The 12685-nt window shown below is 50.2% G+C and carries 8 protein-coding genes; all 8 read left to right on the top strand.

Features of this window, described 5'->3' with window-relative positions; genetic code table 11:
• The 8 genes from HMPREF0044_RS04555 (at position 1) to purQ (ending at position 12675) form a co-directional block, all read left to right on the top strand.
• A complete protein-coding gene (locus tag HMPREF0044_RS04555; protein ID WP_006546946.1) occupies positions 1-1593 on the top strand; it encodes an anchored repeat ABC transporter, substrate-binding protein in 1593 nt (530 codons plus the stop codon).
• Complete coding sequence (locus tag HMPREF0044_RS04560) at positions 1594-2544, top strand: choice-of-anchor M domain-containing protein (RefSeq protein WP_006546947.1); 951 nt, start codon at positions 1594-1596, stop codon at positions 2542-2544.
• A gap of 188 nt (positions 2545-2732) precedes the next feature.
• A complete protein-coding gene (locus HMPREF0044_RS04565) occupies positions 2733-3482 on the top strand; it encodes an anchored repeat-type ABC transporter ATP-binding subunit (RefSeq protein ID WP_006546948.1) in 750 nt (249 codons plus the stop codon).
• Positions 3479-4351 carry an anchored repeat-type ABC transporter permease subunit gene (locus HMPREF0044_RS04570; protein ID WP_006546949.1) on the top strand — a complete coding sequence of 291 codons (873 nt, stop codon included), beginning with the start codon at positions 3479-3481 and terminating at the stop codon, positions 4349-4351. Before HMPREF0044_RS04565 ends, HMPREF0044_RS04570 begins: the two co-directional genes overlap by 4 nt.
• A 274-nt stretch (positions 4352-4625) precedes the next feature.
• Positions 4626-6458, top strand: coding sequence for a phosphoenolpyruvate carboxykinase (GTP) (locus HMPREF0044_RS04575; RefSeq protein ID WP_006546950.1), 1833 nt, complete (start codon positions 4626-4628; stop codon positions 6456-6458).
• Positions 6459-6741: 283 nt separating this feature from the next.
• Positions 6742-11349 (top strand): ZmpA/ZmpB/ZmpC family metallo-endopeptidase, encoded by a 4608-nt coding sequence (locus HMPREF0044_RS04580; protein ID WP_158027168.1) that lies wholly within the window; start codon positions 6742-6744, stop codon positions 11347-11349.
• A gap of 376 nt (positions 11350-11725) precedes the next feature.
• Positions 11726-11983 (top strand): phosphoribosylformylglycinamidine synthase subunit PurS, encoded by a 258-nt coding sequence (locus HMPREF0044_RS04585; protein WP_040312981.1) that lies wholly within the window; start codon positions 11726-11728, stop codon positions 11981-11983.
• The gene (purQ, locus tag HMPREF0044_RS04590) at positions 11980-12675 is read left to right on the top strand and encodes a phosphoribosylformylglycinamidine synthase subunit PurQ (RefSeq protein ID WP_006546953.1); all 696 of its coding nucleotides are present in this window, start codon (positions 11980-11982) and stop codon (positions 12673-12675) included. The genes HMPREF0044_RS04585 and purQ overlap by 4 nt, the downstream gene beginning before the upstream one ends.
• The last annotated feature ends 10 nt before the right edge of the window (positions 12676-12685 follow it).

Raw genomic sequence — 12685 nt, forward strand, 5'->3', positions numbered from 1 at the left:
ATGACAAAACTAAAACACTTCACCAACGCCCTCGGGAAAGCAAGCCTCGCGGCAATCCTCGCCACCACCGCTACGCTCACCGGAGCATGCACCCAAACTGCGCTCCCACAGCGCGACGACAACGTGCTGGACATTGTCACCTCCACCGCAGTCCTCGCTGATATCACGCAAAACGTCGCCGGAAACCGCGCTCGCGTCACCAGCCTCATGCCCGCCGGAGCTGACCCGCACTCATACGAACCCACCCTGCGCGATGTCCGCAACATCGCCAACGCCGACGTAGCCTTCACAAACGGGCTACTACTCGAAGACAACGCCTTCATTCGCACCATCGAAACCAACACGCGCCCCGGAACCCAAATAATCCACCTCGCAGAAGACTCCAGCCAATACGGCACCCACCACATTCCGCTCATCGAAAACCTCAGCCTCGACACCATCTGGTTGGGACTGCGCGTGCGTGGAACCGGCGTAAACTACGGCGCCACCCGCAACTCAGACGTAAAACTAAGCGCCACAAACCTTAATGGCCCTGGTGAACTCGCCGGATTCCTAACCACAACCTTCGGGCAACCAGAAATCTACATTAACTCAAAAGACGGCTTCGAAAATGACACCGCCACTCTGCCCGTCGACGCCCACACGCACATGAGCTGGGCCTTCACCAAACCCGGCATCTACGAGCTGGACGTGCAAGCAATCCTGAAAATAAACGACACCGCGAACACCGAAAAAGTAATTGATAACCAAAAAATCACTTTTGCGGTGGGCGTGAATTCGCATGATCTGCCAGGAAAAACCACGGTTTTAGATCACGGACATCAAGACATCGCAGTGAATCTAGACCAGGGGAAAATCGTCCTTGAAGGCGACTCCCTGGCCGACGATAAAACCCAGCCAAAATCCACTGCCGTCACATACGACCCGGCAACTACTGTAATTGCCGTACCAAATAAGGCGTTGCAACAGATTCCTTCCGAACCAGCGTTTCGTTTCCTAGGGCGGGCAGGGGAAGAAACCTACCTGCTACCGCAAGCCGTGTTAGGTAAACACGTACACGGCGAAATCGATCCGCACTTGTGGCATGACGTTGCGAATGTAAGCGCGTACGTGCAGACGATTCGAGACACGCTCATCCAAAAAGACCCCGCGGGAGCGAAAATCTACGCGGAAAATGCGGATAAGTACCTGGCGGAATTGGCTGAAACAGATGCTTACGTCCGCACTCAAATCCAAGCAATTCCAGCGAAATCACGGCATTTAGTGACAACTCATGATGGCTACGGGTACTTAGGTGAGGCGTATGGGCTGAATATTGCCGGGTTTGTGACGCCGAATCCTGCCATTGAACCATCTGCGCGAGATTTGATTGCGCTTACCCGAACTTTGCAGAACCTGCAGGTTAAAGCAGTTTTCTTAGAGCCAAATTTGGCATTGCGGGCGAATAGTTTAACGCAGATTGCGGACCGTTTGGATGTACGGGTTTGTCGGATTTACGGCGATACTTTCGATGAGAAAGTGGATTCTTACATTAAGTTGATGCGGTTTAACGCCGATAGTTTGCATGATTGTTTACTGGGGAAAGGGAAGTAGATGAAGTTGCGTAAGGTAGCGACCGTTGTTGTGGTGGCAGCTTTGCTGGCTGTTGGTGGCTTGGCGCCAGCGAATGCGGAGGTTAAGGATCCGAATTTGGAGCAGACGGTTTCGGATTCGGAGAGTTACGCTCCGGCGGGTGAACAGCGGGTGCTGACTGATGGGCACGTTGATTTGGGTCCGGTTTATAGTTCTGAGTCTGGCGTTTTATCTTTGTTGGCTCGTGATGACACGGCGGAAACCCCGGTGTGGCGCGATGTTAATGACGTGGTTTTCAACGTGGGTGATGTGGCGCAGCAGGTACTTCCTGAGGGGGATACCTATGATTTCACGGGTGCTGCCGCTGGGGAAACTGTTTGGGCGCTTCCGCAGACGCAGGTAGCTGGCGTTCCTTGGCTGGGCTGGAATACGCAGCATCCGCAGTTGGCGCAGGCAGTTGATCGTGGGGTTACTTTTGAGTTTTTGGGTCATCAGGGGGATGGTGATTTCACGGTTTTCTTGCAGGCGGGTGGTTTTGGTGAACCGCAGGTGTTGTGGACTTCCGCTAAGTCTGAGGCGCAGTCGATTTGGGTGGATGCTCTGACGCATACGCATGCTAACTGGGTTTTCACTAAGCCGGGTGTGCATTTGGTGAAGTTGCGGGTGAAGGCGGCTTTGCAGGATGGTAAGGAAGTTTCTGCAGAGGGCGTGTTACGCTTCGCGGTTGGAAATGTGAAAGCAGATGAGGCTTTTAGTGCGCAGTGGCAGGGGAGTGCGGCTGAGTCAGCAACTGCTGGCGATGGTGCAAGCAGCGAGTCTGCTGTGACTGTGGCTGATACTTTTTCTACGGTTGGGCGAGTTACGCTTGGCCTGAGTGTGGGGGCAGTTGTCCTGTTGGCAGTTTTGGGATTCCTTTTCTTCCGAGGGCGTAAAGCACAGGCCGCTGTTTTTTCTGAATCTCAGGATTCTTAATCTTTTCTGCCGAAGCGTAACACGCTGATTCCCAGATTTTCCCTTTCTAAAACCGAAGCGTAACACTCCGAACTCGCGTGTTTAGCTACAAACCAGCGGAGCGTAACACGCCAAGGATAGGGAAGTCGGCGAGTTACGCTTCGGGAAAAACTTACAAAATTGACGTAACCAGTAAGGAAACTTAACTGATGAATCACCCTCTTGAAGTGACAAACCTCTGCACCGACTTAGGGCGCAGGCGCGTCCTCACAGACGTGAACCTCACCGTGGGAAGCGGCAAGTTCGTGGGTTTGATTGGACCCAACGGGGCCGGTAAAACCACGCTACTGCGTTCCATTTTGGGACTGATCCCTACCCGCCAGGGTGAAGTTAAGGTTTCTGGTTTAACTGGTAACAAAGCTCGTGACTTAATTGGCTATGTTCCGCAACGACACGAGTTTGCTTGGGATTTCCCCATTGACGTTAAAGGGGTAGTCATGACTGGGCGGACGCGTCGCATCGGGTGGTTAAGGCAACCGAAGGCTGCTGACTATCAGGCTGTGCACGCCGCCCTCGAGAAAGTAAAAATGGTGGACCTAGCCAAGCGTCCCGTCGGGGAACTCTCTGGCGGGCAACGCCAACGCGTGCTGATGGCGCGCGCGCTGGTAACTAACCCCGATATTTTGCTGCTTGACGAACCATTCACCGGTCTGGATATGCCCAGCCAGGAACTGCTTTTGGAACTATTCCAAGACCTTGCTGCCAGTGGAACTTCACTGCTAATGTCCACGCACGACTTGGGGTCAGCTGCGGACGTTTGCCACGAAATGATTTTGCTTAACAAAACTGTGGTGGCGCAGGGAACGGCTGCGGAACTCGCAGATCCGGAACTGTGGATGCGAACTTTTTCAGTTAAAGCTAACTCGCCACTACTACGCACGGTAGGAGTCCGCTCATGATTTCACTTTGGGAGTTTTTCCAAGATCTTACGAACCCAGCGTTGGCTTTCTTGCCGAAGGCGTTGCTGATTGCGGTTATGAGCGCTACCGTTTGTGGCGTGGTGGGTACGCACGTGGTGTTGCGTGGCATGGCGTTCATTGGGGACGCGGTGGCGCACGCGGTTTTCCCAGGTATTGCAATTGCTTTCGTACTGCAGGGGTCTATGCTGCTGGGCGGTGCCGTGGCGGGCGTGGTGATTGCCGTGCTGGTGACGTTGTTTTCGCAGAATCGGCGCGTTAAAGAAGATACGGTGATTGGTATTTTCTTTGCGTTTGCTTTCGCGTTGGGGTTGATTATTATTAGCCAAACCCGCGGGTATACTGCTTCGCTTTCGTCTTTCTTATTCGGGTCGATTACAGGCGTGCCAGATTCTGACATGGTGTTGGTTGCGGTAGTTGGTTTCGTTGTGATTGCAATGCTTTTGGTGTTGCATAAGGAGCTGGTAACGGTTTCTTTGGACCGGGAAACCGCACGAGCACAGCGTCTGCCAGTGCTGTGGTTGGATTTGGTGCTTTATCTGCTGGTGACAGCTGCCGTGGTGATTTCGGTGCGCACGATTGGCAATATTTTGGTTTTGGCGCTGTTGGTTACTCCGGCGGCGGCGGCGCGTATGTTGACGGACCGGATGGGCGTGATGATGGCGCTTTCAGCGTTGATTGGTGGCGTTTCTTCGTTCTTTGGCTTGTATTTGTCGTGGTCGTTGGATGTGCCAACAGGGGCGATGATTGTGATGGTTGTGACGGGAGTTTTCTTTGTGGCTTGGTTGCTTTCTCCGAAGCAGGGGATTGTGGTTTGGTTGCATAGCCGTCGTGAAATGGTCGAAGCGTAACACTTCGGTGGCTTGTGGGATTTTCGAGGGCGGAAGGTATAGGGTTTCTGCGGGGAGTGTTACGCTCCGTCCTTAGAAACTCAAGGGAAAACTTCGGTAAACCGAAAAATTTCAGAATGAAACGTAATCGTGGGACTTCCCGCCTGGAAATTTTGCCTGACCATGAGCGATAATTAATAACGTGACTTATGGCGCAAACGCGCGTCACAAGATAATGACCAGTGGATGTTAAAGATGGCATCCAGGAAGTACAAATGCCGCAGGAGGCGAAAGTATGACCGTAACGCTCGAGGACATCAAAGCAGTTGCTCCGTCCAACGCACCAGCAGACGTAATCGAATGGGTTGCAAAGGTTGCAGAACTAACCACCCCAGATCGCGTTGAATTCTCCGATGGTTCACAGGAAGAATGGGACCGCCTCACCAACCTCATGGTTGAGAACGGCATGTTCACCAAGCTGAACGAAGAAAAGCGTCCAAACTCCTTCCTGGCTCGCTCCAAGCCATCCGACGTTGCACGTGTTGAATCCCGTACCTTCATCTGCTCTGAAAAGGAAGAAGATGCTGGCCCAACCAACCACTGGGCAGATCCAAAGGAAATGAAGGAAACCCTGAACCGCGTATTCACCGGTTGTATGAAGGGTCGTACCATGTACGTTATTCCTTTCTCCATGGGTCCTCTGGGTGGTCCAATCTCCCAGCTGGGTATCGAAATCTCTGACTCCCCATACGTTGTATGTAACATGCGCATCATGACCCGCATGGGCTCTGCAGCTATGGACCTGATCAACGAAGGTGCTGTTTGGGTTCCAGCAGTTCACTCCGTTGGTGTTCCATTGGCAGAAGGCGAAGTTGACGACAACTGGCCATGCAACGATGAAAAGTACATCACCCACTTCCCAGAAACCAACGAAATCTGGTCCTACGGCTCCGGCTACGGCGGCAACGCACTGCTGGGCAAGAAGTGCTTCGCTCTGCGTATCGCTTCCACCATGGCACGCCGCGACGGCTGGATGGCAGAACACATGCTGATCCTGCGTCTAACCGAAGAAAAGACCGGCAAGCAGTTCCACGTAACCGCTGCATTCCCATCCGCATGTGGTAAGACCAACCTGGCTATGCTGGAACCAACCATCCCAGGCTACAAGGTTGAAACCGTTGGTGACGACATCGCTTGGATGCGCCCAGGCCCAGATGGCCGCCTGTACGCAATCAACCCAGAAGCAGGCTTCTTCGGCGTTGCACCAGGTACCTCTTACTCCACCAACCCAATGGCAATGGAGACCATGAAGGCTAACTCCATCTTCACCAACGTCGCACTGACCGACGACGGTGACGTATGGTGGGAAGGCATCGACGGTGAAACCCCAGCACACCTGATTGACTGGCACGGCAACGACTGGACCCCAGAATCCGGCGAAAAGGCAGCACATCCAAACTCCCGCTTCACCGTTCCAGCATCCCAGTGTCCAATCATCTGCGAGGACTGGGAAGCACCACAGGGTGTTGCAGTTGACGCAATCCTGTTCGGTGGCCGCCGCGCTACCAACGTTCCACTGGTAGCTGAAGCATACTCCGCAAACCACGGTGTATTCATCGGCGCATCCGTAGCATCCGAAGTTACCGCTGCAGCAACCGACGTGAAGGCAGGCTCCCTGCGTCACGACCCATTCGCAATGCTGCCATTCTGTGGTTACCACATGGCTGACTACTGGGGCCACTGGATCGAAATGGCTGAAAAGCTGGGCGACAAGTTCCCTAAGATCTACCAGGTTAACTGGTTCCGCAAGGATGACGAAGGCAACTGGTTGTGGCCAGGCTACGGCGACAACTCCCGTGTTCTGGACTGGATCGTTCGCCGCGCAGCAGGTGAAGTTGAAGCAATCGACGGTGTAACCGGTCGTTACCCTAAGTTTGAAGACTTCAACTTGGCTGGCTTGGACTTCTCTGAAGACACCTGGAAGAAGCTGTTCCACATTGATCCAGAAGCATGGGCAGCAGAAATGAACGAAACCGAAGAGTACTTCAAGCAGTTTGGCGATAAGCTACCTGCAGAAATCACCGAAGAACTCGCTAAGTTCCGTGCTCGCATTGCAGAAGCAAAGTGATTTAACTATTAGTTAAATAGTTGCTATAGTCCGCCCTCGGAAATCCCAAAAGGATATTCTGAGGGCGGATTTTCTGTTTAAAATTAGTGGAAAATCACTCAAGTAAAGAAAAATGGGAGAGCGTTTAAACTTAGAAATTTGATACTATTAATTTAGTTTATTGTATGTAAAGTCAATGGTTTTCATAGTTATGGGGAATCTAATGGGGTTTAACCGCGTAACAGCACGATTTTTAACTCGCTCTCTCACTGCATTTTTATTAGTAGTATTTATGCTAACGGGAATGATACAGACAGCTAGTCACGCTGCTACGCCAACAGCTAGCGCGGAAGCTGTCGCCCTTTGGAATCAAGTTAAAGATGAATATAATGCAGTAACTGCTTCCGAAGTTGGTGAGTACGTGGGGATTCGTACACGTGCAACTGAACGTCTAGAAGCTATTAAAGTCTTTAAAGAAAATAATAATAACCAGCAACCTTCGGAACAGCAGATTCAAGCCCAACTGCTGGAATTTGCTGTAAAAGTAGTAGGCTACGACAAGAGCCTACCTAAAGCTAAGGCAGATTTCGATCGGTTAATGCCACTTTTGATCGATTCAATGAACGCCACCGAGAAAACACCAGCTAACCTGCGTGCAAAAAAGCTTGATATTTTAGGTGGATTAGCATACCTGTACCGCTACTATGACTTTAAAATCGGTGAAGAACGAGCGATTGACGCGATCCTTTTCGACAAGACAGCCCCAGCGAACCCTACTGTTAGTGCCTATGATCGCGTACTGAAAATTCGTGAAATAAACGGGTTTTTAACTGTTGGTGTACAAACCACCGAACAGTACGCAGCTAAAATTGCTCGATATACCGGTTACCCAACAGTCACTGATTTCATTGAAGCTAAGCTTGCTAAGAATCTACCTGGAAAAACTGCGCAAGAATGGCTTATGGAAAACTCAAAAGCAGTTATCTATGACACGGAAAAACGTTCCCTTTGGACAAAGTTCAAAGAAGACGAAATCATGCGTGACTACCTGCTACTACTCCTAAATCTTTCAGATAACAGTCTTTACGTAGGCAACTCTGAATTTTCCATTCAGTTTGGTTTAACCTCAACATACGGTGGTGCTCAGAACCCACAGCTCAAGCCACTGCTAAAAACCACCATAGACAACAACCAAAGGTTTACAGACTTTTGGATGCGCATGACTCATAATCCACAGGGAATGGACTATAAAGGTCATGTTATTGTTAATGACACGTGGGCGGATCAGCAGAACCTATCAGGTAATATCAACAGCCGCTGGGCTCGTCCCTACGCTACTGGCGCGGACGCAGCTCTACTCGACTTGTTCTATAACATGCAGGTGCGGTTAGGAGCTCAGCAGGTCGGTGCAGTAGCAGCTGGATCACACATAAACTACTACTTAATCAAAGCACTTGGAGAAGAAGGCGTTTCAACTTACGCGCACGAAATGACCCATATTTATGATGGTAAAGTCTGGTTCAATGAACAAGGGCGACGTGCGACCATGCGCGTAGAAGACTACGCACGAGGCTTATTTGAAACGGACGACAATACGCAGGGAACTACCCCAGCTAATCCTTACCCGCCAATGTTCAACCTGAATCTGGCGTTTACACTGGGCGACAACCGTATTCAAAACCGGACTCCGGAACGCTTTGCGACTCGCGAGGATGTACACCAGTACGCAAACGGTCTAATGGATGTAATCAACAGTCTAGACGCAATGGAAGCGTTAGAATCGTTGAAGCTTCCAGCTACAGACAAAGCGTTACTATTCAACAAAGTTGAAGTAAAACGTAACACCCGAGAAACCTGGAAAGAAACCTGGTTCACTTACTACCAAGATTCCTGGAAAGACGTCTTTACAAAACTAACCCCAGCGGAAGCAGAAAAATTAACCACCGTAGATAGCTTAGTTGACAACCAAATTTTGTCAGCAAAGTACCTACCAAAAGGAATTGCGTCCTCAGAAGTAGAAATCGGTGTAAACCAGTACGTAGTTATCCCACTATTTGAACCAATCTACGCGGGATTAGAACCAACAAATGAAGGTACCGGTTCAGTAATGTTCCGTCGCTACGCATACGATATTCTCAGCGAATACGGATGGGACGAGGGTTTCATCGCCTACCTTTCTGGGAAATACCAGAATGAACAGGCCGCGCTGCAGGGAATCCTGACACGTCATAGCGGAAATATTCGAACCTTTAAGAAAGAGATGTACCAACGTCGAATTGAAAAATTCGATCAAATGAAACCCGCAGCGGGTTATGCAACCGCCACGGAAATGCAAGCAGCCATGAAAGCTGCGGTGGCACAAGACTTGGCAACTATCAAAGCAAATCAAGGGCGTCAAGGTCTGGACCCAACATACGGTGCAAACGCAGTACGCAACCTAAAAATGCGTATTCTAAACTCTTACCTAAACAGCACGGATGACTTCCGCGACACCATTTATAAAGAAAAATACAAATGGGAGCTGCCAGTATCAGCAAAGGTAACCTTAAATGAACCAGCGGCATTCGCAGCAGGAGACTTCAAACTAAAGGTAACCCCCGCAAAGAACAATCCAGCAGATGGCGTAACAGGCTTACCAACGGCTTCCATTGAAGTACCCGCAAATGGAGAAACCAACCTAGAAACCTGGACATTCACTAAACCAGGAACCTACACTTTTACCGTAGCTCAGGTGAAAAAAGATAACACTCTGATTAGCTACGATGAAAACGAAGTAACTGTCACGGTCGTAGCGCAAGCACCGCAATCTCCACCGGTTTCAGCAATGAAAGACACTGACGGTGCTATCAAACTTTCACCAACGGTAACTTACCTGAAGAACAATCAACCTACATCTAAAATTGAGTTCAACAACCTCTGGCGAACCTGGTCAAAGGACCACACCACAACGCCAATAAAAGTTACCCTCACTGAAAATGGGCAACCGAAAACACTTGCAGAAGCAACCTTCCAAATGACCGTAACAGCCAATGCGGCTAACCCCAGCAACGGGGTAACGGGCGTGCCAACAGGCTCAATTACCGCAGTAAACGGTCAGTTTGTGATACCTACCTATACGTTCACAAAGCCAGGAACCTATAAGTTTGTGTACCAACAGGCCAAGGGAAATACGCCAAATGTAACCTACGACCTTGAACCACTGGAAGAAACCATTGTAGTAACAGTGAACCCGCAGGATCCAACACAGCTGCTGGCTACTTCAACCTGGTCACGAAATGGAAATGCGTTAACTGAGCCACCAAAGTGGGAAAATACATACCGTACTCCAGAAGCAAAATATAAGTGGAATCTTCCAGTAGCAGCGACAGTTACACTCACCGAAAATGGAACACCGAAAGACTTCCAAACGGGAGACTTTAAGCTAGTTGTCCGCCCTCGGGAAAATAATCCTGGAAACGTGGGGAACCTGCCAACTAACCCAGTAAGCGTACCAGCCGGGGGGCAAGTGAACCTAGGTGCTTGGGAAATAACCACACCAGGAACCTACCATTTCGAAATCCTGCAAACCGACACCACTAATCCAGCCTACGTTTACGATGCAACCCCGGTGCTGCTGGAAGTTGTTGCGCAAGCTCCTGTAAATAGTGGAGCTGGTGCACAACCAGGTGCAGATGGCTACGTTACTTTAACGGCAACGGTTTCCTATTCTAAAAACAACGCTCCAGTAGCTGATATTCGTTTTGAAAATACAGTTAAGCCAGTAGAAAAATACCGTTGGGAACTACCAGTAGCGGCAACCGTTACTTTCACGGAAAATGGCCAAGCCAAGAGTTTCCAAACCGGAGACTTTAAGCTACAAGTTACAGCTAAGGACACGAACCCAGGTGTGGCAGGTAACCTGCCAACAGGTGAAATAACTGTAAATGCAGACGGTACTGCAGATCTAGCAAAGTGGACATTCGCAGAACCAGGAACCTACGTATTTACCGTTACGGAGGTACTCGGCAACGCTGCAAACACCACCTATGATGGCAAACCTGTCACTGTAACCGTACACGTTGAAAAACCGGCGGTTAAACCAGCAGACAAACAAGCAGGTGCCGACGGATTCATTGTGCTAGAGCCACGTGTTGAAATCACGAAAGACGGTAAAGTAGCTCAAGAAATTACCTTCGCCAACACATATATGACACCCGCACCAGTTGAAACCTTTGTTGATACTACAGAGACTGTTGTTATTAAAATAGAGACTGAAGAAACCGCAGATCCAACCCTATACATCGGTATGGATGTAGTAGTGCAACAAGGCATCCCAGGTGAAAAGCAGCTTGTGAAACGCCAGCGGTATGTTGATGGTCGGCCAGTAGGAGATCCAGTGCTGGTCTCTGAAACTACCACGGTGGAAATGAAGCCTCACGTGATACGTAAAGGCACTAAGCCAAATGCTGGGGAAACCACCGTCGTAACAGTTGAAAAAGTTGCAATCGAAACTGTTTACGAAACCGATCCAACCTTAGAAATAGGTAAAGAAGAAACCATTGATAACGGGACAGAAGGACAAGTAGAGGTAACTACCGTACAACCAACTTGGAACGGCCAGCCGCAAGGTGAACCGCAAGTTACTCGGAATACAGTGGTGGAAATGAAGCCAAAACGTATTCGTCGAGGTTCTAAAGCAATAGTTTTGGAACCAGGAAGGTACGTAAAGAAGGGTGAGCCAGCATTTGCTGATCCACTTCCAGAAATTGCGATTACGGATATTCCAAAGGTTGTTACCCCAACTTCCCCTGCTATTACTCCAACTAAACCACAGCTACCTAATACTGGTGTGACTGCTGGCGTACTTCTGCTAGTTGCTGGAATAACAGCGCTGTTTGGTTTAGCTGCTCGTGGAGTTTCACGCCGCAAGTAGGAGTGAACGCAGCCGGATAGCTGCATTAATTTAATAAATAGTTTCCCGAGGACGAAGCATGACACGGCAAAGTCGGATAGTAGCATTCCGACTGGTTGATATATGCAACGCCCTCGGGAAATTTTTATTCCAAAACCAGTTCTAAGATGAGTTAGCACCTCAGCGCTGAGCGTGAGGTTACGGGAATATAATGGCAGAAGGATTGCTAGGGGGCGTGTTACGCTTCGGAAAATGCCAAAGTAATCATACAAATCCGCCCGTCCTATGGACAATGTCGCGCGGACTGCGGAAATTACATAGGCTAGGATAGTGTGGTCATAAGGCCACTTTCACTTCGAACGTTCCCCGCGTAAAGCACGCAAAACGAGGAGTAATGATGGGTCGTATCATCGTTGAAGTTATGCCAAAACCAGAAATTCTGGATCCACAGGGAAAGGCCGTGATGGGCGTGCTACCGCGCGTCGGTGTCACGGCCTTTACTAGTGTGCGACAGGGCAAATGCTTCTACCTTGATGTTGAAGGCACAGTAACTGAAGAGCACTTGGCTCAGGCACGTCACGCTGCGGAAGAACTCTTGGCAAATCCAAATATAGAGTCCGTAGTACGCGTTGAAGCAGCGGAGGAAAACAAGTGACCCGCATTGGCGTAGTAACTTTTCCTGGCACGCTAGACGACCAGGACGCTTCACGCGCAGTTCGCCTCGCAGGTGCAGAACCAGTTCAGCTGTGGCACAAGGACCGCGACCTGCATGACGTAGACGGCGTAGTACTCGCCGGCGGCTTCTCTTACGGCGACTACCTGCGTTGCGGCGCGATTGCCCGTTTCGCTCCAGTAATGGATTCCATTATCGAGGGCGCCTACAAAGGCCTCCCCATCCTCGGTATCTGTAACGGTTTCCAGATTCTCTGCGAAGCTCAGCTACTTCCCGGCGCGCTGATTCGTAACAATCACCAGAAGTTCATCTGCCGCGACCAGAAACTCCGCGTAGAAACTACTGATACTGCTTGGACTAAGCTATTCACCGTCGGCCAGGAAATCACCGTGCCATTGAAGAACGGTGAAGGTTGTTTCGTAGCTGAAGAAGAACTGGTTAACCGCCTGGAAGGCGAAGGTCAGGTAGTATTCCGCTACGTTGATTTCAACCCTAACGGCTCTTTGCGTGACATTGCGGGTATCTCTAACGCAGCTGGCAACGTAGTTGGCTTAATGCCACACCCAGAACACGCTGTTGAAAAGGGCTTCGGCCCAATCGCTGGCGATGAACCACACGGTGGCGTTGACGGTTTGCAGATTTTTGCTTCCGCTGTCGCTTCCATTATGGGCTGAGCAGCCTAAC

Origin of the sequence: Gleimia coleocanis DSM 15436 (genome assembly GCF_000159015.1) — a bacterium.
In the GTDB taxonomy this organism is placed as follows: Bacteria; Actinomycetota; Actinomycetes; order Actinomycetales; family Actinomycetaceae; genus Gleimia; species Gleimia coleocanis.

Excerpts from the sequence above, each read along its gene's own strand:
- HMPREF0044_RS04565 (WP_006546948.1), top strand. The coding sequence starts at position 2,733 with ATGAATCACCCTCTTGAAGTGACAAACCTCTGCACCGACTTAGGGCGC.
- HMPREF0044_RS04555 (WP_006546946.1), top strand. The coding sequence starts at position 1 with ATGACAAAACTAAAACACTTCACCAACGCCCTCGGGAAAGCAAGCCTC.
- HMPREF0044_RS04570 (WP_006546949.1), top strand. The coding sequence starts at position 3,479 with ATGATTTCACTTTGGGAGTTTTTCCAAGATCTTACGAACCCAGCGTTG.
- HMPREF0044_RS04585 (WP_040312981.1), top strand. The coding sequence starts at position 11,726 with ATGGGTCGTATCATCGTTGAAGTTATGCCAAAACCAGAAATTCTGGAT.
- HMPREF0044_RS04580 (WP_158027168.1), top strand. The coding sequence starts at position 6,742 with ATGATACAGACAGCTAGTCACGCTGCTACGCCAACAGCTAGCGCGGAA.
- HMPREF0044_RS04575 (WP_006546950.1), top strand. The coding sequence starts at position 4,626 with ATGACCGTAACGCTCGAGGACATCAAAGCAGTTGCTCCGTCCAACGCA.
- HMPREF0044_RS04560 (WP_006546947.1), top strand. The coding sequence starts at position 1,594 with ATGAAGTTGCGTAAGGTAGCGACCGTTGTTGTGGTGGCAGCTTTGCTG.